The sequence below is a fragment of the Lamprobacter modestohalophilus genome (assembly GCF_016583905.1).
Lineage (GTDB): Bacteria > Pseudomonadota > Gammaproteobacteria > Chromatiales > Chromatiaceae > Lamprobacter > Lamprobacter modestohalophilus.
On the sequence record NZ_NRRY01000014.1, the window covers coordinates 83,443 to 103,478 of the forward strand.

The following is a 20,036-nucleotide window of genomic DNA, read 5'->3' on the forward strand; positions in this document are numbered from 1 at the left end:
GGCTAGATCACTGCTGAATCGCGCGCGAAGCGCGGCCTATGAGGAACCCTCTGATGAGCTTTTTCATCTCTGACGCCCTGGCCCAGGCCGAAGGCGCTCCCGCTGGCGACCCGTTGCTCGGGCTGCTGTTCCCGATTGGTCTGATCATCATCTTGTATTTCCTGATGATTCGGCCACAGATCAAACGCCAAAAGGAGCACAAGCGCCTGGTCGAGGGGCTCGGCAAAGGCGATGAGGTCGTCACCATGGGTGGCGTCGCCGGGCGTATCACCGACCTCGGCGATAATTTTGCGCAGGTCGAAGTGTCAGACAACGTGATCGTTAAGGTCCGCCGCCAGGCGATCGAGGCGGTGCTGCCGAAGGGGTCTTTGAAAGATCTCTGAGCGAACTGTCGCGCTGAGGGGCGACGGCTCCTCAGTAACGCCGAGCGACGCCAGGTTACTCAGCGGATTCTGGCTGCCCTAAGTAGCTGCCTAGATTCTACTTCCCGATGATCGCTCGACATTGGTGCTCAAACCGGGAAGCAGTTGATGGACAGTTTCTAAGCCAGCCGCTTCAGGTAGCCAGGCCAGGCGCTGCTGATTAACTGAAGCCTGAAGCCTTATCGCACGTCGCCTTCTTCCAAAACCATGCGCTCGTTCACGGCTTAACCGCGCCCTGCTCGCGCTGTTCGCCGCACAATTCCGCCACTGAAAGACACACCCCATGAATCAGTATCCACTCTGGAAGAATTTGCTGATCCTGGCTGTCATCCTGTTCGGCCTGTTCTTAGCATTGCCAAACCTGTTTTCGCAGGACCCGGCAATCGAGATCAAGGCGGAAAAGGGTGAGGTCAGCGCTGCAACTCGGGCTGAGATCGCGGCGGCGATGGAGAACGCCGGCGTGCCGGTGAAGGCGATCGAAGAGCGCGAGGGCGGCCGAGCCCTCATCCGTTTCGAGAAGCCGAGCGACCAGCTCCGCGGCCAAGCAACCCTCGAGCGGACCCTTGGCGACAGCTATCAGCATGCGCTGACACAATCTCCAGATCTCCCCGGCTGGGTTGAGGCACTCGGGCTGCAGCCGATGTTCCTCGGCCTCGATCTCCGCGGTGGTATCCATGTCTTGATCGATGTCGATATGGATGCGGCGGTGACGCAGGCGCTCGAACGCTTCACCGGTGACATCCGCACCCTGTTGCGCAACGATCGCATCCGCTATCTGACGGTTGGGCACGAGGACGGCCGCATTGCGGTTCGCTTCCGCGAGGAATCCGTCCGCGATGAGGCAACCAAGCTGATCCGGCGCGAGTTTCAGGATCTGGAGGTGACGGCGGGTAGCGAAGGTGGCGATTATTATGTCTACGCCATCCTGCCACCGGCCAAGCAAGAAGAGATCAAAGGCTTCGCGCTCCAACAAAACATCACCACGCTGCGCAACCGCGTCAACGCGCTGGGCGTCGCCGAGCCGATCATCCAGCGCCAGGGTGAACGTCGGATCATCGTCCAGCTGCCGGGCGCTCAAGACCCAGCCCGCCTGAAGGACCTGCTGGGGGCGACAGCAACCCTCGAATATCGCTTAGTCGACACCGAGCACAACGTACAGGATGCGCTTGATGGCCGGGTGCCGGTCGGCGCCGCGCTCTATTACGAGCGTAACGGCCAGCCGATCCTGCTCAAACGTCGGGTCATCGTCACCGGCGACCAGATCACCAGCGCCGCGGCTGGCTTCGACCAGCAAAGCGGCTCGCCGATGGTCAGCGTCAGTCTCGACGGTCAGGGTGCTCGCCAGATGCGCCGCGTGACCACCGATAACGTCGGCAAGCCGATGGCCGTGGTGTTCATCGAATCCCGCACTGTCACGCGCATCGTCGATGGCGAGCCGGTGAAAGAACGGGTTCGCAGCGAGGAGGTGATCAGCGTAGCCAACATCCTCGAACCCTTCGGCCGCCGCTTCCAGACCACCGGCCTCGATAGTTCCGAAGAGGCGCACACCTTGGCGCTATTGCTGCGCGCTGGCGCACTGGCGGCACCGATCGAGATCGTCGAGGAGCGCACCATTGGCCCAAGCCTCGGCCAAGATAATATCGATCAAGGCTTCCGCTCGGTGCTGATCGGGCTATCCCTGGTTGTGGTCTTCATGGCCTTGTACTACCGGGTCTTTGGCCTGGTGGCCGATGTGGTGCTGGTAGTCAACCTGATCATGATCATCGCCGTGCTCTCGCTGCTGCAGGCAACGCTCACCATGCCCGGTATCGCTGGTATCGTCTTGACCGTGGGCATGGCCGTCGACGCCAATGTGCTGATCTTCGAGCGCATCCGCGAGGAGATCCGCAACGGCAGCACACCGCAGGCGAGCATCCACGCCGGTTATGACAAGGCGCTGTCCACCATCGTCGACGCCAATGTGACCACCTTGATCGCGGCCATCGTCCTGTTCAGCTTCGGCACCGGCCCGGTCAAAGGTTTCGCGGTCACCCTGTTCATCGGCATCCTGACCTCAATGTTCACCGCCATTCTCGGCTCTCGGGCGTTGATCAACCTGATCTACGGCGGCCGTCGCGTCAAGCGGCTCGCGATCTAACGGATCATCTAGCTGGTCATCTAACTGGTCATCTAACCAGGAGCACCCTTATGGCGCACGCCCAAATCCTCAAAGAGTCCAACATCGACTTTCTCGGCAAGCGACGCATTGCAGCGATCGTCTCCGGGGCGCTGATGGTCATCTGCCTGTTATCGATCCTGTTCCGCGGCTTCAACTTTGGTCTCGACTTCACGGGCGGGACCGTGATCGAGCTCGGCTATGAGCAGCCGGTCGAAGTCGCTGCTATCACGACGACGCTCGCCGATGAAGGCATCGTCGACGCAACCGTCCAATACTTCGGCTCGAACCGCGACATCCTGATCCGCATTGCCCCACAAGAGGGCGAAGAGGCCAGCGCTGAGCTGAGCGATCGCGTGTTCCGGCTGCTCAGTGCGACTGCCGAGACTGGGATCGAGCTGCGCCGGGTCGAGTTCGTCGGGCCACAAGTCGGCGAGGAGCTGCGCGAGCAGGGTGGTTTGGCAGTGCTGTTTGCGCTGATCGGTATCCTGGTCTATGTCGCGCTGCGATTTGAGTGGCGTTTGGCGGTGGGCGCGGTCGCCGCGTTGATGCACGATGTGCTGTTCACCATCGGCCTGTTCTCGATCTTCTACATCCCCTTCGATCTGACGGTGCTCGCGGCGGTGCTCGCCGTCATCGGCTACTCGCTCAACGACACCATCGTCATCTTCGACCGCATTCGTGAAAACTTCCGCAAGATGCGTAAGGGCACGGTGATCGAGATCAGTAATCGCTCGGTCAATCAGACCCTGTCGCGCACCATCATCACCTCCGGCACCACGCTGCTGGTGCTGCTGGCGCTCTACTTCCTCGGCGGAGCGGCCATCGCTGGCTTCTCATTGGCCTTGATCATCGGCGTCTTGGTGGGTACCTACTCGACCATCTATATCGCCACCGCCGCAGCCGTTTGGTTGGGCTTGAGCCGAGCCGATCTGATGCCGGTGGAGAAAGAAGGCAAGGTGGTGGATGACCGACCATGATGATTGATGCGAGCGCTGATAAGAGTGCTGATGCAAGTGCTGATACTCCGATGACAACCCCTGCGCCACTGGCCGTTGGCGCCGCGGCTCTGAACAGCCTGCGCGAGCTCAAGCCAGGTAGCTTCATCTTCGAGCGCCCAGCGGCGCTGCCGCCCGCCTTCTGCGACGAGGTCATTGCCCGCTTCGAGGCCAATCCAGCGCAGCAGTATGCCGGTCGCGTCGGCCAGTTGCGGGAAGAAGACGCCTCGGTGAAGAAGACCACCGATCTGGTGGTCAGCAATAAGGACGACTGGAAAGACGTCGATCGGATGTTCTTTCGCTCGCTCGGCGCCGCCATGCTCGAGCTGCGCGAGGCCTTTCCGTACTTCAAAGGACCCTTCAAAGACATCGGCTATCAGGTCCAGCGCTATCAGGCCGGCGAGTATTATCACTGGCATATCGATGGCGGCAGCCACGAGCTCAGCCAACGCCAGCTCGTGGCACTTTGGTATCTCAACGATGTGCCCGGTCCAGGCGGCGAGACCGACTTCCTGTTTCAACAGATCAGCGTGCGGCCAGAGCGCGGAAAGCTAGTGCTGTTTCCCCCGTTCTGGACCCATGAGCACCGGGCAGCGGAGTTGCAAGCGGGGCTCAAATACATTGCCACGACCTGGGTCGTCTTTGCCTGAGGTCTCAACCGCCGCACGATGTCGACCAACGCCCCGACCCCAGCGCCGCGCCTCCTCGCGATAATCGAACTCGGCGGCTACCCCAACTTCATCCCGCTCTATCGTCGGCTTGGCTTCGACACCGAGCTGGTCAGCTCGCAACGCAAGGCCCAAGCCGCTCTCAAGCGTCAGCTCCCGGACGTCATCGTTGCTGAGTACAACTTCCAATCGGATTTTCGTGATCGCACCAGCAACCTCGAGACCCTCATGGCGCGGCTGCAGCGTCACCCGCAGGTGCAAGTCATCGCCATCTATCAGCCCGACCACCGCCATAAGCTCGACACGCTGCTCGAGCGCTTTCCGCTGTTTGCGACGCTGCCGCTACCCGTCAGCGAGGCCGACATGGAGGCAGCGCTCCAGCGCGTGCTGACAGGCAATGCTTGATCACGCCTGTTGGCACATCGTCTGACGGGGGCGGTGCGCGATGGACGTTAGTCCTGGTGCTTTCTGTTTGTCTTGTGACCTTAGGGTCACTTCAACAGGCTCAGACAGGCGGCCGGCGGCTGTGGGCGCGGCTTCGCTTTGGCGGATGAACCGCCACTTGGCGACCGAGACTGCGGACTGAACCACCAGGCGAGTTCGGAGCCGCAGCCGCTTCCCCGAGCGATTGGCGCCTGCCCTTGGCAGCTCGGGCTATCTGTTGGGCATTTCAGCCGCACATGCATGTGTGCATCGTGCCCCCACCAGGGCCGCAGCTTACGCAGCCAGGGCGCATCAGGGTCGCTGCGGCAGAGCGCGCGCTTGATGCCTGGATTGACCAGGATACGGTCGACGTCTGGATGCTCGGCCGCGCGCTTGATCAAGAACGCCTGATCCGCTCCCCAGGCCTGACTGGGCTGAAGACCATGCTTGCCGAGCAGGCTCGGCGGATCACGGGCTTCAGGGGTGTCTTGCCAGGCTTGGCGAGGTGAATCAGCCAGGGTGAGCCAGATATCAACGTCCAGCCCGTTCTGATGGCTGACATGCGAGGATGACATCCGTCCACCCCGTGGCTGGGCGAGGTCACCGATCATGATCAGGCGACCACCGGTATGCTCCGAAACCGCTGCCCCCAGCGCTTCGATCAACCCGATCGTCTTGACGTGCCCGTAGTAGCGATTGCGATGGCGACGGATACTGACGAAGCCTTCGCCGTTTGGTGGCAGCGCTAGCGCACCGCGAAGACAGCCGTTTGAGGGTCCACCGATCGATTCGACGCGGCCAGTGGCGGTGGTCTTCACCTGAGACCAGGGCGTCTCAGCAGCCAGGCTGGTCTCGAGGACCAACATCGAAAGCAGACCCGCAAACACAGCGCCCATAATGCCGAGCCCGCGGCTAGGATCTGGCGCCCAGCGAACGAGCATCGCCCGCCGCCACGCGGGAAGCTGACGCGATTGCATTACACGAAGCCGACAAGATGGATAGGTCATCAGCGCGTTCCTGATCGATACGCCTTGCAATGGCGATAAACGATAAACAATCGATCAGTATAACGTCAGCCAGGGAATCAGGGCGCGGCGCCGGAACAACTCCTGCCGCGCCGCCGGTCACATCGCTCAGCTATGCTCCCGACGACGCTTCTTGACGGCAAACGAACAGCCTGCGCAATTCGGTACAAGCGTTTCCGGCAATCGCCTAAGCCGCTTCCGCTTCCTTACGCTTGGCGCCGATGCGTTTGGTGAGCAGAGCGCCCCGCATCGAGAGCAGCACAAAGGTGCTGGCGATAAAGCCAACCACCGCAACACCAATACTGATGGACAGCGTCTTGCTCTGCGCACCGTCAATGCCGAAGGTTTCGCCGATGTAGAGCAGCACGGCGTTATCGGCCGGTACGGCGAGCAGATAGGCGCAGAACACCAGGAACAGGCTGAAGAAGAACAGCTTGAAGTCGAGGTGAATCGCGGCAAGCAATGTTGTGAAGGCGATCAGGTAGATCACGATCGTGGTGTACTGCTGGGCATCGATCGCCCCACGTAACCCCTGATTATTCGCGACATACAACAGGGTGAACAGAGCCCCCCAATGGATGACTTGCTTAATCAGGTACCAGGCCCGGACCTCGTTCGAGAGATAAGACTGGCTCCAACCTGAGATCAAGGAGATCGCCGCGATGACCGCGACGAAGTATTCCCAATATTCGATGGTGCCCGCCATATCGTTCTGGCTCAGCCAAAACAGGACGACCGCGCTGACAAATAAGACGATCTGCGGCAACAGCGAAAGCAGCAGGGGAGATTGATAACGCTTGCGCTTGACCTTGGGTTTTGGCTTAGCAGGCGTTGCACTGGGAACGGCAGTAGCTTCAGGCACGACGAGTCCTCCAACTGGACCTGTGGTGAAGGGGACCGACGGTCACAACCGTCGAGGTACAGGGCAGACCTCAACACGACGTCGCGCTAATACCGACATCGCTAACGCGACGCGGGACCGCCGGAAGTGACAAGCTCCAGCTAAGTGTAAACCCTTTTCAGATTGTGTGTAGTCTGATTGACACGAAAAAATTGCAAAAAGTGTCAATATAAATAGACACGCGTGCGCTGAGGATGATCAAAACGGCCAGATCAGCGGCACCAGGGCGACCGTGATCGCACCGATCAGCGCCGTGAGTGGGATGCCGATTCGCATGAAATCGGCGAAGCGATAGCCGCCGACGTTGAACACCATCAGGTTGGTCTGATAGCCGATCGGCGTGGCGAAGCTCGCTGAGGCGCCCACCATCAAGGTCACCAGGAACGGGACGACACTCACCTCCATCAGCCGCGCACTATCGATCGCGACTGGGAACAGCAAGACCGCCGCCACATTGTTGGTTGCCAGCGCGGTGAGCAGTGCTGTCGCAACAAACAGCAGCCCAAGGGCGAGCCAGGGGACACCACCGGCAAGCTCGATCAGCGATCCCGCCAGCAGTGCCGCGGCGCCCGTCTTTTCCAGCGCGGCACCGATACCAAACGAGGTCGCGATCACGATCAGCACCTGCCAGTCGGGTGCACGCCGAGCGACTCGATCGGGTGTGCAGCGGGTCAGGATCATCGCCCCGGCAGCTAGCAGCGCAGCCTCCAGCATGCTGAGCAGCTCAAAGGCGACGACAGCAACCATCGCCGCCACGATACCAATCGCGATCGGCGCCCGATCATGGCTGAGCGGGTGCTCATCACCAAACTGGCTCACGACGAGAAAATCTTTGGAGTTGCGCTGCTGCAGCAAGAAATCTGGGCGCGTCTCGAGCAACAATGTGTCGCCGGCCTCGAGGATGATGTCGCCAATCTTCCGCTCCACCCGCTCGCCGTTACGCGACAGCGCCAGGATGACCGCATTGTAGTAGCCGCGGAAGTGGCCCTTGCGCACACTGGAGCCCACCAGCGGACACTTATTCGAGATGACAGCCTCGACGAAGCAGCGATCCTGGCGCGGCCCACCGAGCTTATAGACCTGCTTCGTGGCGGGTATCAGACCACGAATGCGGTGCAGTTCGACCACCGAATCGAGGATGCCAGCGAACACCAGTCGATCGCCCGCCGCGAGCAGCACCTGCGGCGAGACGGCCGGCATAATCTGCCCGTCGCGCTCGATCTCGGCGAGGAACAGGCCTGGCAGCTGGCGCAGTCCGGCAGCCTCGATACTCTTGCCGGCCAGCGGGCTATCCGCGTTGACCAACATCTCGGTGGTAAAGCGGCGGACGTCCTCAAAACGTTCGATGGCCGTCGCGCGTTTTGGTAACAACCAGCGCGCACTCAGAAGGATAAATGCCAGGGTCGCAAACACTAACGGCAGCCCGATCCAGGCAAGCTCAAACAGCGCGAAGCCAGGCCCCTCGACCTGACTGCTGTAAAGCCCATTCACGACCAGATTGGTGCTAGTGCCGATCAAGGTGCAGGTGCCGCCGACGATGCTGGCGAAACTGAGCGGGATCAGCAGTCCGGAGAGCGACAACCGATGTCGACGCGCCCAGTCGGCAACCGCCGGGATGAAGATCGCGACCACGGCTGTATTGTTGAGAAAGGCGCTGAGCCCGGCAGCCGGCAGCATCAGGCGTAACCGCGCATTGTTCTCGTCCTTTGGGCGGCCGAGCAGTGTCTGGCCGATCCAACCCACCGCCCCGGTCTCCTTGAGGCCAGACACCACCATATAGAGAACGGCGACGGTGAGCATGCCCGGGTTGGCAAAGCCGGCGAGGGCCTCGCTTGGCGTTAACACGCCACTCACCAGTAAAACAGTGAGCGCCCCCGACGTGATCACATCGGGGGCAATGCGGGTGCGGAGAAAAAGAACGAACGAGAGCACGACCAGCCCAAGGCTGAGCCATCCTTGCCAACCGAGGTCAATCATCCCGTCCATGCCAGCCGACGCCTGTGATCAGGGTTGTTGTAAGGCCTCGTAGCGCGCCTTGAAGGCTTGTTGGCGGAGCCGCTCGGCCTCAGCCTCGGTGGCAATGAGCGGGGAGTCTTGCCAGTTGCCGCTGGCGTGATCCATGACCGAAAACCGATACGCCTTGCCGACCTTAAAGACTTGGGTCACATCCTGCCCAGCCTGCGCCATCGCCTGCATCTTGTTCAGTCCGGATGGCAGATCAGAGTGCGCGGCTGCAGCAGCGGCTGCAGCAGCACCACCACCAGCCCCAGACGCAGCCCCAGTTTCGGTAGCGCCATTGCTCGCTGCGGGGCTTGCCGGCTTCTCATGCGGGGTCGTCTGCCTAGCGCCTGCATCATCTAGCCCTGGTGCTTCACTGAAGCGGAACTGGTTGTTCTGTATCTCACCCTGGAGATCCAATTCGACGCTCTCGACCTGTGGCAGCCTGCTGAGGATATAGCCGGCCATCAGCATGCCCAGCTTTTCGTTCTCTTTCTCGAGCGCGGTCAAGAGCTTGTCGGCGATGATCTGGCAGCGTTGCAGTCGATCTGGGGCCTCGACCCACTCGCGGCTCATCTGCCAGCCCTGGTCCATATCTCGGTCCAGCTGGTCAAAAAACTCGGCGCCGCGCTCGATCACAGGATCGGGCACATTCAGGGTGTAAACTTGCTCATCAATGATGGCATTGAGGATCATCCGGCCCTCCAACGTCTCTGCGTGATCGCGATCAGGCGACCGATTCTATACCGAACTCAGTGGCCATGTCGGCGCCGACCACCTTTATAGCGCGTCACCATCCGGCACGTCACCGTCCCCTGAACATCAAGCGACTGTTTCAGGGTTACCTTTCGACAACTGCTTGTAAGCCTGTCTTATGCTGCTCACTATTCCCGGCCTATTGAATCCCGCTCAGGTCCAGAAGGTCCAAGAGCTCCTCACTGACGCCGAGTTCGTCGACGGCAAGCTCAGCGCCGGCTTCGCCGCCTCGCGGGTGAAGAACAACGAGGAGATGCGCCAAGAACCGGAGCGCATGAAGTTATTGGTGCGTATCCTGATGGCCAGCCTCGGCCATAACGAGCGTTTCCGTTTCGGCGCCCTGCCGCATCGCGTCGCCGACCCGATCTTCGCCCGCTATCGCCCCGGCATGACCTATGGCGACCACGTCGATGATCCGATCATGGGCAGCTCTGGGCCGCGTTTTCGCAGCGATGTCTCGATGACGCTGTTCCTCAACGCACCCGACACCTACGATGGGGGCGACTTGGTGATGCGCACGCCGTTTGGCGACCGGCGCGTGAAACTGCCTGCCGGCGATGCGGTGATCTATCCATCCTCAAGCCTGCATCAGGTCGCCGAGGTCACGCGCGGAGAGCGACTTGTTGCGCTCACCTGGATTCAAAGCTACGTGCGCGATCCCGCTCAGCGGGAGCTGCTTTTCGAACTCAACCAGGCGCGCGAGGTGTTACTGAAAGAGGCGCCGACCGCAGACCACACGGCCTTGGTCGACCGCAGCTATTCCAACCTCGTGCGAATGTGGAGCGACCTTTAAACCTATAAACCGCAGATAGCACAGATGCACGCCAATTAAATATAAGAAAACCAAGGCTATAGCAGCTTTGGCGAGGCCATCTGAGGTTGCTCAGGCCGCACGCGCGGCCTGCGCCTTCATCTTGTTCACGATCGCATAGACGCCGACGTGTCGGTTCGGGCTCAGGTGCTCTTCCAGTTGCAGCCCTTCGAAGAGGGCGTCGACATCGAGGGCCTCGATCTCCGCCGCGGTCTTGCCTGAGAACAAACCAACCAACAAGGCCACCACGCCCTTGATGATCGCCGTATCGCAATCGCCATCGAAGCGGATCACGCCGGTCTCGGGCTTAGCAACCACGTGCACCGTACTCATGCACTCCATGACCCGGTTGGCATCGGTCTTGTCGGCCGGCTCCATCGCCGGCAATCGCTCGCCGATCTCAACCAGATACTCGTAGCGCTGGTCCCAGTCGCCAAGCAGGTCAAAGGTGTCGATGATGTCTTGGATCGATTCGTCGGCCATGAGCCTAGCTTCCCTGGTTGCGATCAGACGCTAAACGACTCGCCGCAGCCGCACTCGTCCTTGACATTCGGGTTACGAAACTCGAACCCCTCGTTGAGCAGGCTCGACTTGACGAAGTCGACCTCCATCCCTTCCAGCCGCGACAGGCTGGCCTCGTCGACGACGACCTTCACACCGTGACTTTCAAAGATATGGTCGCTGTCACCGCAGTCGTCAGCGTAGTCGACAACGTACGCGAAGCCCGTGCAACCGCTCTTCCGTGTGCCGATACGCAGCCCGACGCCGTGGCCGCGCTGTTGAAGCATTTTGTTGACATGGCTCGCGGCCGCGTCGGTTAAAGTCACTGCCATCTCTAGATTCCTCGTGTCGTAACAGACGATGCCCTGCTAGTGCCTTTCGTTGGAGCAAATTTCAAGGGCCGATCACCCTCCGACTGGCTAATGACGATGCTCGGTCCCAAGCCCGGAGGCGTGGGCCGACATATCCATCAGTCCCCGCATCAAGGTCGCCCGCTCCCCCAACGGAGCCGTCTCGAGCAACGCCTGCTTGTCCTCCGCGTCAAGCGGCAGGTGCGTGCAAAGGAGATTAACCAGGTCGGTGTCGGCCATGTTGCTCACATCATCCCAAGGGATCTCGACACTGCGCCGGTCGCAGAAAGCCCTCAGCGAGCCCATGAACCGATCCCGCTCATCGAGGCCTGCCTCATCATCTTCCAGGTCGAGCGTGAACGCCTGCCAATCCGGCTTGATCCGCCGAAAACCGTCCTGCATCGGCAGCTCTTGCACGACCTTGAACCGGCACAGCCCCGTCAGTACCACGATGATTCGACCATCGTTGGTCTCACTGTAAGAGGTGATGCGCCCAGCGCAGCCGACCCGATGGATCTCGAGCTGTTCATCCTCAGCCGGCCCGCGCGGCTGGACCATGCCGATGAGATGGTCGCTCGCCAGCGCCGCCTGCACCAGCGCGAGGTAGCGCGGCTCGAAGATGTTCAGCGGCAGCTGCACGCCTGGCAGCACCACCGCCCCGCTCAGCGGAAAGATTGGCAACACGTCTGGCAGGTCCGCAAGACGCTGAAGAAAGGGGCTGCGCATAGCGCGAATCTCCGTTGCTCGCTCAGTATCTAACCCAATCATCGGACATGGGGTCGATCGCGGTCGCGCTCAAAGCCAAATCCTCAGAACACGATCCCATAAGCCTGACCCCAGCGGTTCAAAAACCTTCGCAGACGCAACAAGCACCCGCTTCCGATGACACTCGCCGAAATGGCCTCAAAACGTCATAATACCCGCTGACCATCCAGCGCTGAGCCCCTGCGGCCAGCAGCGCACCTCCAAACCGCCCGGATGGTGAAATTGGTAGACACAAGGGACTTAAAATCCCTCGGCGCAAGCCGTGCCGGTTCGAGTCCGGCTCCGGGCACCACTTCAGGATCAGTCGTTTAGCGTCTGGTTTCCACTTCCTAAGCGAGCATCGATCGACAAGGTTGACTCGCAAATCCGCTGCAACTCAAGCCGGGTTCTCCAGCAACCAGATCTAAAACGCCATCAACGTCGCCCTTGCTGCTGTAGACCGCAGTCGTCAAGCCCGCGAGCTGCTGACCCATGGCCGCGATCTGAATACTGTTCCCGGCAACCTCCCGCTTTAGGTCCGCGATGTCGGCGCGAATCGCCCGCAAGTGTTCGAGTACCAGGCTGTCGATGTTTTCAGCCATAGGAGTATTCTACTGTTCTGCTAGTGGTGAGGATCGTAGCTGCGACAGGCATCGATCGTCGAGTGGTCCTGCTCGGGTTTGGTCCCAATTTGAGCCCACAATTCCCATCGGCCCGCCCATTTGTACCCTTTTCCGCACATCGAAACACCACATAAGATTCTGTATTTTAAAGTGTATTGGCGTGTGGTAAGCGCAAGCCGTGCCGGCTCGAGTCCGGCTCCGAGCACCATTTCTACCCCAAAACCTCGAAGGTTGTACGGCAATAGCTTTCTTTGCCCATCGGCCCCTAGGCGAGCTGCCCCTACATCCCTACTGAGTTGGCAACCGAAAGGAGAACGAGCCATGATCACCATTGATAAGCAGGACATCGGCCACCTGCTGTTGCTCGACCATCTGGCATCACTGCATTCAGCACAGGAGAAGCTGCGATTATTTGAACGCAAATATCAAACCTCCTTGGATGAGTTCTCAGCCGCACTCAAAAGTAGCGATCAGGAGGATTTCGAGGCGTGGGACGATTATATGGAGTGGAGGGCGTATCGACGAGTATCCGAGGATCTGAGCCAAAAGATCGAAGAGATCAGGCATGGACATTTTGAGGTCGCTTGAAACCCATTCGTGCGTCTCGGCCTACGAGGTTCAGGTCTATCGGCACTGGTCGGTTGGATTCTATTTCAAGCTCAAGGTCAATTTAATTGACGGCTCCGAGTTACACGCGAGGGAATATCTGGATGCAGACGAGCGGGATTATTCCTTCCACTGGCAGACAGCCGAGGGGCAACTCATCAGCCGATGGGATAATGCACCCCATCATCGGATGGTAGCCACTTATCCGCATCATCGGCACACGGAGGACGGCATCATCGAGAGCACCGGGATCACGCTCGACGCCGTGCTTGAGGTTATCCAGAGTCAGCTCTGTCTGACGCCAAAACCTCCGCACGGTCTTGGCTGACTGTCAGGTACAAGGCATGTGCGACGAAACGGAAGCCGACACCCGCACCCACCGCATCGGTCGAGTGCTGGCGGCGGCAGGCTGAGGTGTGATCCCCGGCGCCCAGATTATCCCGGAGCGCGAGCTGAGCCGGGTGCAGGAGTTCATGGACCGGATCGACCAGCACCAGAAGAGCCTCGTGTTCCGCGCGACCCAGGATCAGCCGGCGCTTGTGCGCGATCTGATCAATCAGCTGAAAACCGCATCTTGAAGGCTTATGAGATCGGCGGCGAGACTGAGCTGGAGACGCCAAAGCTGGGACAGTTGTTGGTTGCGCGCTATGGCAGCGTCGGTGAGGGCAAGGCCAAGCTGGGCGATTTGACGCAGGTGAAGGCCGGGTTCAAGCAGATGCAGGTGGCGTTGTATGCGGGGTGATCCGCTGTGGTCGGCACTAGAGTCTAGAGGTTTACCCATCGGACATGCCAGCATGACAACATGTCATCATAAAGCTGGCGATGCGGTTTCAAGGGACAGCCGTCGTCAGGCTCGCGACCTGCTGACCCTTGTCTGCGATCTGGACACGAATCCCGGCACCTCCCGCTTGAGATCGGCACTATCGACGCGGATCGCCCTTAAGTGTTCGAACTCCAAGTGTTTGAGCACCAAGCTGTCGATGTTTTCAGCCATAGGAGTATTCTCATTAGGAGTATTCTACGGTTCTGCTAGTGGTGACGATCGTCGCTGCGACGGGCGCTGATCGTCGAGACATTTAGAAACACATGGCTGAAACAACGGGTTCCCGATACTTCCGGCTGCAACGATTCCGCGCCCTGATGAAAAGGCACCTTGCCACATCAGGTCGATTCGACGGCAGATGCCTGACGGTTGATACTGCTGTCGGCGGATTTCTTGGCCTTGTTGGCGGCAAGCAGACGACGGCCATCCAGATCGATTCCGCAGCCGACAGTCTCTTTGAAAGTGATTGGGAAGACCTCTCAATCCGGGTGTTTCAACGCGAATTCTTCGCCCGGGCAAGATCACTCGCAGAAGCATACGAGCAGTTGACTCAGCAAGACGTCACGCTGATCTGTCACTTCGAGCTCGATCTGGGAGACGGTTGAACTGATACCGTCAAACGATACATTACCCCGCCCAACTGTAACCCTTCACTAGCAGGCACTCATGGCTTGGATCTACCTCATCATCGCCGGTGTCTTCGAATGGGGCTGGCCCGTTGGCCTCAAGCTCGGCCTCTCCGAGGGTGGCCTGCGCTGGGGCTGGCTTGTGTTCAGCCTGCTGACGATGATCGCCAGCGGCACGCTGTTGTTGCTCGCGCAGCGAACGATCCCGATGGGCACCGCCTATGCGGTCTGGACTGGCATTGGTGCCGTGGGCGCCTTCGTCATCGGGCTATTGCTGTTCAGCGAGCCGGCGACGCTGGCGCGGTTCTTTTTCGTCGGCCTGATCGTCGTCGGCATCATTGGCTTGAAGCTCGCATCGCCTCACTGAGGTTGCTGATCGATCGCGCTGGGCCTGCACTCAGAGCCCCCGGCGGATCTGCCGACGCGCTGCCGCCAACGCCCCAAGCAGTTGAGCTTGGGCCTGATGCAGCGGTTCGCGCATGGCGAGCGCGCTCTCCAGTTCCCCGGACTGCTTGAGGGCCACTGCCTCTGCAGCAACCCGATGCGCCTCGGCATGCGCGTCACTAATCCGCTTGGTCTCTGACTTGCCAGCAAAAGGTACGCGGTCGGCGGCGCCGGCCAACAGCCCGAATGGGCATTGATCCGAGCTCTGTGCGAACGGAGGCACCGCTCGTGGGTCAGCGTCTTCCAGATAGGCATCGACCTGCGCGACCCATCGGCGATGCTGGACGTCGGCTGCCAATAGCGGCAGATGATGCAGTGGCCAGACATCGGCCGACTCCGCCTGCCAACGAGGATCAGGGATGAAGCTTTGCACCCAACCGGGCAGTTCCTCCGCAGGCATCGGACGGGCAATACCGAAGCCCTGCACCTGATCACAGCCAGCGCGCAGCAGCACCAAGCATTGATCATCGGTCTCGACACCCTCAGCGATCACCTGTTTGCGGAAGGTCCGGCCGAGACCAATGATGGCCTCGACCAACGCAAGGTCATCGGCGTCCAGCAACATATCGCGCACGAAGCTCTGGTCGATCTTCAGCACATCGGCAGGCACGCCCTTGAGATAGGCGAGAGACGAAAAACCGGTGCCAAAGTCATCGAGGGCGAACCGCACACCATAGGCGCGACAGTCGGTGATCACCGAGGAGACAAAGCCGATGTCTTCCAACGCAGTGGACTCGAGAACCTCGAGCTCTAGGCAGGAAGGCGGAACCCGCTCATGGGTTGTGAGATGCTCACCAAGACGCTCCGCAAAACCCTCTGCCTGGAGATGGCTCGGCGAGATATTGACGCTGACCGAGAGCTCAAGCCCCGCCGCACGCCAGATCGCCAGCTGCCCTAAGGCCGTATCCAAGACCCAATCGCCGAGTTGGCCGACGAATTCGGTGCCTTCGACGACCGGCAGAAACTCGCCCGGCGAGACCAGACCACGACGCGGATGGAGCCAGCGGATCAGGGCCTCGGCAGCCACCACCTGGCCGCAGCGCAGGTCGACCTTGGGTTGATAGTAGAGGACGAATTCGCCGTCCGCGAGCGCGCGCTCGATCCGGGTGAGTGTGTTCTCACGATCGACCAGCGGCAAGGCCCGACCTGGCTCAAACAGATGGAACCGGTTGCGCCCAAGCTCCTTGGCCCGATACATGGCCTGGTCCGCTCGGCGCACCAACTCATCCGCCGTGGTGGACCCGCCGTTGTAGACGGCCGCCCCAATGCTAGCCGAAACCTGCAGCAACGGCCCGCCGCCGAGCGCAAAGGATTTCGTCAACCCCTCCAGCAGCCGTGCCAGGCTCATGCGGCAACCCTCAGCGTCCTGTACCTCATTCAGCACTAGGGCAAACTCGTCACCGCCGAGCCGTGCCACTGTATCCAAGCCCCGAACAATGCCCCGGAGCCGCCTGGCGACCTCGATCAACAGCCGATCGCCAGCCCGATGGCCGAGCGAATCGTTCACCACCTTGAAGTCGTCGAGGTCCAGATAGCAGACCGCCAGTAAGCCACCCGTGCGCTGCACTTGTGCCATCGCCTGTTCGAGTCGGTCGGCGAACAGCACCCGATTCGGTAACTGGGTCAAGGCATCGTGATGTGCCAGGTGCTCGAGACGGTGCTGCTGATCCTTGATCTGCGTGATGTTGTCGCCAAGCCACACATAATGGCTCGTAGAGCCCATATCATCCTTGACCTCTGAGGCCACCACCAGGGCCGGAAAAGGCTCGGCGTCCAGGTGGCGGATATAAGCCTCGCCGCGCCAGAAGCCACGGCTGGCAAGCGATCGAGCAATGCTGCGGTAGAAGGTCTTGCTATGATGATCGCAACGCAAGGGGCGCATACTGCGACCAATCGCCTCCTCACGCGGCCAACCGGTCATCTCGCTGAAGGTCGGGTTTAGGTCAACGATGCGGCCGCGGCGATCGGTAATGACGATGCCCTCGCGGGCGCTGCTGAAGACGCGTGCTGCCAGACGTAAGCGATTCAGACTTTGCTCGAGCTGCGCGCGACTCTCGCCAAGGCCGAGTGCAACCCGCTTGATGAAACCACCCAGCCGCCCGAGCTCATCATCTGGAAGTGGCCACGGCTGGTAGCCGTAGCGACCCTGCTCAATCTCCGCGATGGCGTAGGTCTGGGCCGCCAGGAAGTGGCGCACATAGCGCATTGCTTGCCAGCCGATGAGCAAGAGCAACGCCAGGTAGATCACCAGCAGCCCAGCGAGGCTGGCCAGCAAGCGCCGGTTGATTTGCTGATTGCGGCGATCGAGCTTCGCCAGCACTGCCGTGCCGAGATCGATCAGGCCATCCAGGGCATCGTCCAGAAACAACTGGCGCTCACGGATACCGAGGTCGTTCACATAGTTTGCCTCAGCCCAACCAAGGCGCTTTCGGAGTGCATCGCGCAAACCCTGATCCTCGACCCGCGCCAGCTCCGGCCGGATCTCATCCAGCACCGCCAAGTCACGCATGACGTAGAGCTGCGAGAGCTGCATGGCGATCCGCGCGGCCCGCTCTCGGTCAGCAGCGACGGCGCTAGCCAATGGACTCTCCAGAAGCCTCTCGGCGAACAACTGCTCCCGCGCATAGCGCTGATCATGACGATAGGCGGACACCGCCTGGGCAAAGGCAATGCGATGATGCCCCAGACTCGCGTGGAACCGAGCCAGTCCCTGGCCCAGTTCCGGCGGCAGATGCTCGGCAAACCCGGCGACTTGCTCTAAAGACTGTTCCAGCTCGAGCCACAGCGTCTCCTGGTCTTTGGCCGACTGGTCATCGACGGCCACCCGGTCCGGAGCCACCATTCTCAGGGTCGTCAGCTGCGCGACCAACTGCTGCACTGCCTGACTGTGGGCGACATTGCGCTCGACCGCCAGCGTGTGCCAAACGGCGGCGGCAATCACGCCCAAGGTTGTCGCCAATAGCAGCGCGAAGACCATCGCGACCTTGCGCGCTACAGACCAGTGGCTCATTCGCCCGAAGCCCGCTGGGGAGGGGCCGCAGAGGCCGCATAAACGCTGTCGAGCAGCGCCGTATCCGTCGCCTCTCTGCCGAGTGCTCCGCTCAACAGCCCCGGTGCCTGCATCCGCTCACACCATCGCAGCACGCCTTGATCCCAGTCGGCATCGCGCTCCATTGAGAAGCGCGTCGTTGACAGCGATCGACGTTCGATCGCAGGCGTGGTGCCGAGCCACGCGCTGACCGCATCCGCACTCAGTTCCGGCTCAGTGCGGATGAAATCGGTCGCGACTCGCATGAGGTCGACGAAAGGCGCAATGATCTCGCTATGCGCCAAGAGCGCCGCCGTGCGCGCGGCGATCGCACAGCAGGGGTAGCCGCGACCGGAAACGGCATCTGTCATGCCGCTCAGCAGGGTGATCAATCGCCCGCTACCATCGGCCTCGGCAAGCGCTAGGTAGGGCTGCATGCTGACAAAACCCTGCACTAGACCGTGCCGCAATGCCGGCACCAGATGCCGAGCACCGGACAGATTCAACAGCTGGATCTGGACATCTGAGGTGTCCAGGGAGTAGGCGAAACTGATGCCAGCGTCGGCAAGCCGCTGCTCAAACACCAGATTTTGCACGGACAATTCGGCCTTGAAGCCAATCCGAAGAGGCTCTTTCCGAGGCTGGCGGGCAAAGTCCAGAAACTCCGCCCAGGAGCGCACTGGCAGCGCGTTGGACATCACCAAGCCGGCACCATCAGTCATCACCGGGGCCAGCATGCGGATCGGCGCCCCCTGATCGATCTGTACCAGGATCGCGGGCACACCACCGAAGCTCAAATCCAGTTGGTCCTCGCCGAGTCTTCGTATCAATTCCCGGCCACCCGTGCTCGCATCGATGCTCAGTCTGGCCATGGTGCGCGCGCCTTCGACCAGGTCGTAACGCTTAGCAAACTCAAGCTCCCTCAGATGCACGCCGGTCTCTGTGTGGACGCGGTCCGGATAGGTCGCAGCCACGAATAGCGCCGCATGGTGATCGTGAGGGGCATGTCCTACCCGCAGCACTGGCGGCGGGGGCTGAGGGTCGTTACAGCCGGAGAGCAGTCCAAGAATCGCGAGGACTACGGCCCCGAATGAGCGCAAGAACCTGAGCGGAGGCGCGAACGATCGACGAGGTGGACTGGGGATCATAGGACGGAGCTTCCGCTTGTCAAAGCGTGAATCCAAGTTCAGGATCATATCCTGTTGAGAACGATAGGGCGCTGCCTGTGGACAAATTGTCGATGGATTTACCGGTGCTTTTTATCCACAACTCATCAACCGTTGGTTGGCATCTAGAGCACCTTGTTATGATTTTCTTAACCGCTTGAAAATATTTTGCTTTTAGTCGAAAAACTCGGTTATACACGACGATTATTATTACTACTTATTAAATATCCAACTCGCCAATAATAAGACCTGCCGATTTCTGCCCGATCGCACTGGTTCACCACGGTTTGCCAACGCCTCCAGCCAGCATGCCTTGGTGTCGTGGGTAGGGTTTGCTGCACCTGTGGGGGGCGCAGAGCAAGACGACGACGATCTGGGGGGATTGAATGACAAGAGCTCGCCTGATCGCGCTGACCGCGTTCGCCATGATCCCGCTATCCGCGAATTCCTGGCTCTGTCGTGCGGCGCTGCGCGATACTGAGATCGACCCGGCAAGCTTCACCAGCTTGCGCTTGATCTCTGGCGCACTCATGCTCTGGCTGCTGCTGTGGCGGACCGAGCGGCTGCGCATCGCTGGTGCGGGTGGCTGGCCATCGGCCATTGCGCTCTTTAGGCGGTTGCCGGAAAAGCGCGTACCGAATTGCGCAGGATGTTCGTTTGCCTTCGAGGAGCGTCGCCGGGAGCATAGCCGGGCTATGTGACCGGCGGCGCGACGAAGACGGTGAGCGAAAAGACTAGTGCTTTGCTGTGAAAATCCTGATACCGACCAGCCAATCAAGCCGCGAGTGGCTTCCCGGTATAGGTCCAGCGAAACGGCTTGGCCAGCTTGTCGTTGAAGAAATCAATGAAGTTGGCGAGTTTCTCATGAAGATCATCGACCGAGAGGAAGTTGCCGCGGCGGATCACTTTGCGCGCCAAGATGGAGAACCACATCTCGATTTGGTTCAGCCAAGAGGCATGCTTGGGCG

Annotated in this window: 23 protein-coding genes, 1 tRNA gene and 1 pseudogene; 14 read left to right on the forward strand and 11 right to left on the reverse strand. The window is 60.5% G+C overall.

The window, feature by feature from the left end; all coding sequences use genetic code 11:
• Positions 1–53: 53 nt before the first annotated feature.
• The 5 genes from yajC to CKO42_RS10545 all read left to right on the forward strand — a co-directional run bounded on the left by yajC (position 54) and on the right by CKO42_RS10545 (position 4,648).
• Positions 54–383 carry a preprotein translocase subunit YajC gene (gene yajC / locus CKO42_RS10525; protein WP_200243341.1) on the forward strand — a complete coding sequence of 110 codons (330 nt, stop codon included), beginning with the start codon at positions 54–56 and terminating at the stop codon, positions 381–383.
• Between the two features lie 322 nt (positions 384–705).
• Positions 706–2,559, forward strand: coding sequence for a protein translocase subunit SecD (gene secD, locus CKO42_RS10530; RefSeq protein WP_200243343.1), 1,854 nt, complete (start codon positions 706–708; stop codon positions 2,557–2,559).
• Between the two features lie 50 nt (positions 2,560–2,609).
• Positions 2,610–3,557, forward strand: a complete 948-nt coding sequence (gene secF / locus CKO42_RS10535; protein WP_200243344.1) for a protein translocase subunit SecF — start codon at positions 2,610–2,612, stop codon at positions 3,555–3,557.
• A 50-nt stretch (positions 3,558–3,607) separates the two neighbouring features.
• Positions 3,608–4,225, forward strand: coding sequence for a 2OG-Fe(II) oxygenase family protein (locus tag CKO42_RS10540; protein ID WP_200243346.1), 618 nt, complete (start codon positions 3,608–3,610; stop codon positions 4,223–4,225).
• An 18-nt stretch (positions 4,226–4,243) separates the two neighbouring features.
• On the forward strand, positions 4,244–4,648 hold the full coding sequence (locus CKO42_RS10545; protein WP_200243348.1) for a hypothetical protein: 405 nt from the start codon (positions 4,244–4,246) through the stop codon (positions 4,646–4,648).
• A gap of 86 nt (positions 4,649–4,734) precedes the next feature.
• Here CKO42_RS10545 and mepA read toward each other — a convergent pair whose 3' ends face one another.
• The 4 genes from mepA to CKO42_RS10565 all read right to left on the reverse strand — a co-directional run bounded on the left by mepA (position 4,735) and on the right by CKO42_RS10565 (position 9,286).
• Positions 4,735–5,607, reverse strand: coding sequence for a penicillin-insensitive murein endopeptidase (gene mepA / locus CKO42_RS10550; RefSeq protein ID WP_242479284.1), 873 nt, complete (start codon positions 5,605–5,607; stop codon positions 4,735–4,737).
• Positions 5,608–5,878: 271 nt separating this feature from the next.
• Positions 5,879–6,553: a hypothetical protein gene (locus CKO42_RS10555; RefSeq protein WP_338034897.1), complete on the reverse strand. Its 675-nt coding sequence runs from the start codon at positions 6,551–6,553 to the stop codon at positions 5,879–5,881.
• A 237-nt stretch (positions 6,554–6,790) separates the two neighbouring features.
• Positions 6,791–8,578, reverse strand: coding sequence for an SLC13 family permease (locus tag CKO42_RS10560; RefSeq protein ID WP_200243350.1), 1,788 nt, complete (start codon positions 8,576–8,578; stop codon positions 6,791–6,793).
• Positions 8,579–8,596: 18 nt separating this feature from the next.
• The gene (locus CKO42_RS10565; RefSeq protein WP_200243352.1) at positions 8,597–9,286 is read right to left on the reverse strand and encodes a hypothetical protein; all 690 of its coding nucleotides are present in this window, start codon (positions 9,284–9,286) and stop codon (positions 8,597–8,599) included.
• 178 nt (positions 9,287–9,464) lie between these two features.
• On the opposite strand from CKO42_RS10565, the gene CKO42_RS10570 reads away from it, so the two are divergent.
• Positions 9,465–10,139, forward strand: coding sequence for a Fe2+-dependent dioxygenase (locus CKO42_RS10570; protein WP_200243355.1), 675 nt, complete (start codon positions 9,465–9,467; stop codon positions 10,137–10,139).
• A 90-nt stretch (positions 10,140–10,229) separates the two neighbouring features.
• Here CKO42_RS10570 and CKO42_RS10575 read toward each other — a convergent pair whose 3' ends face one another.
• From CKO42_RS10575 to CKO42_RS10585, 3 genes are all read right to left on the reverse strand, one after another.
• Positions 10,230–10,640: a SufE family protein gene (locus tag CKO42_RS10575; RefSeq protein ID WP_200243362.1), complete on the reverse strand. Its 411-nt coding sequence runs from the start codon at positions 10,638–10,640 to the stop codon at positions 10,230–10,232.
• Positions 10,641–10,663: 23 nt separating this feature from the next.
• Positions 10,664–10,990, reverse strand: coding sequence for a HesB/IscA family protein (locus CKO42_RS10580; protein WP_200243365.1), 327 nt, complete (start codon positions 10,988–10,990; stop codon positions 10,664–10,666).
• 87 nt (positions 10,991–11,077) lie between these two features.
• Complete coding sequence (locus CKO42_RS10585) at positions 11,078–11,734, reverse strand: LON peptidase substrate-binding domain-containing protein (protein WP_200243372.1); 657 nt, start codon at positions 11,732–11,734, stop codon at positions 11,078–11,080.
• 246 nt (positions 11,735–11,980) lie between these two features.
• Between CKO42_RS10585 and CKO42_RS10590 the strand changes: the two genes are divergently transcribed.
• A tRNA-Leu gene (locus CKO42_RS10590) sits at positions 11,981–12,065 on the forward strand.
• A gap of 37 nt (positions 12,066–12,102) precedes the next feature.
• Here the strand turns inward: CKO42_RS10590 and CKO42_RS26925 are convergent.
• Positions 12,103–12,354 carry a hypothetical protein gene (locus CKO42_RS26925; protein WP_207148705.1) on the reverse strand — a complete coding sequence of 84 codons (252 nt, stop codon included), beginning with the start codon at positions 12,352–12,354 and terminating at the stop codon, positions 12,103–12,105.
• Between the two features lie 342 nt (positions 12,355–12,696).
• Between CKO42_RS26925 and CKO42_RS10595 the strand changes: the two genes are divergently transcribed.
• The 6 genes from CKO42_RS10595 to CKO42_RS10620 all read left to right on the forward strand — a co-directional run bounded on the left by CKO42_RS10595 (position 12,697) and on the right by CKO42_RS10620 (position 14,797).
• On the forward strand, positions 12,697–12,963 hold the full coding sequence (locus CKO42_RS10595) for a hypothetical protein (RefSeq protein WP_200243374.1): 267 nt from the start codon (positions 12,697–12,699) through the stop codon (positions 12,961–12,963).
• Positions 12,941–13,309: a toxin-antitoxin system TumE family protein gene (locus CKO42_RS10600; protein ID WP_200243376.1), complete on the forward strand. Its 369-nt coding sequence runs from the start codon at positions 12,941–12,943 to the stop codon at positions 13,307–13,309. The genes CKO42_RS10595 and CKO42_RS10600 overlap by 23 nt, the downstream gene beginning before the upstream one ends.
• An 88-nt stretch (positions 13,310–13,397) precedes the next feature.
• Complete coding sequence (locus CKO42_RS10605) at positions 13,398–13,559, forward strand: hypothetical protein (protein ID WP_200243378.1); 162 nt, start codon at positions 13,398–13,400, stop codon at positions 13,557–13,559.
• Positions 13,556–13,723: a hypothetical protein gene (locus tag CKO42_RS10610; RefSeq protein ID WP_200243380.1), complete on the forward strand. Its 168-nt coding sequence runs from the start codon at positions 13,556–13,558 to the stop codon at positions 13,721–13,723. Before CKO42_RS10605 ends, CKO42_RS10610 begins: the two co-directional genes overlap by 4 nt.
• Positions 13,724–14,067: 344 nt before the next feature.
• Entirely contained in the window at positions 14,068–14,409 is a 342-nt protein-coding gene (locus CKO42_RS10615; protein WP_200243381.1) for a hypothetical protein, read from the forward strand.
• A 61-nt stretch (positions 14,410–14,470) separates the two neighbouring features.
• Positions 14,471–14,797, forward strand: a complete 327-nt coding sequence (locus CKO42_RS10620) for a DMT family transporter (RefSeq protein WP_200243382.1) — start codon at positions 14,471–14,473, stop codon at positions 14,795–14,797.
• A 30-nt stretch (positions 14,798–14,827) separates the two neighbouring features.
• Here CKO42_RS10620 and CKO42_RS10625 read toward each other — a convergent pair whose 3' ends face one another.
• Both CKO42_RS10625 and CKO42_RS10630 read right to left on the reverse strand, forming a co-directional pair.
• The gene (locus CKO42_RS10625; protein ID WP_200243383.1) at positions 14,828–17,884 is read right to left on the reverse strand and encodes a putative bifunctional diguanylate cyclase/phosphodiesterase; all 3,057 of its coding nucleotides are present in this window, start codon (positions 17,882–17,884) and stop codon (positions 14,828–14,830) included.
• Complete coding sequence (locus tag CKO42_RS10630; RefSeq protein ID WP_338034898.1) at positions 17,881–19,098, reverse strand: ABC transporter substrate-binding protein; 1,218 nt, start codon at positions 19,096–19,098, stop codon at positions 17,881–17,883. The genes CKO42_RS10625 and CKO42_RS10630 overlap by 4 nt, the downstream gene beginning before the upstream one ends.
• Positions 19,099–19,454: 356 nt before the next feature.
• On the opposite strand from CKO42_RS10630, the gene CKO42_RS10635 reads away from it, so the two are divergent.
• Positions 19,455–19,769 carry a hypothetical protein gene (locus CKO42_RS10635; RefSeq protein WP_242479286.1) on the forward strand — a complete coding sequence of 105 codons (315 nt, stop codon included), beginning with the start codon at positions 19,455–19,457 and terminating at the stop codon, positions 19,767–19,769.
• Between the two features lie 73 nt (positions 19,770–19,842).
• Here the strand turns inward: CKO42_RS10635 and CKO42_RS10640 are convergent.
• A pseudogene (locus CKO42_RS10640) lies at positions 19,843–20,036 on the reverse strand (IS630 family transposase); the annotation flags it as partial.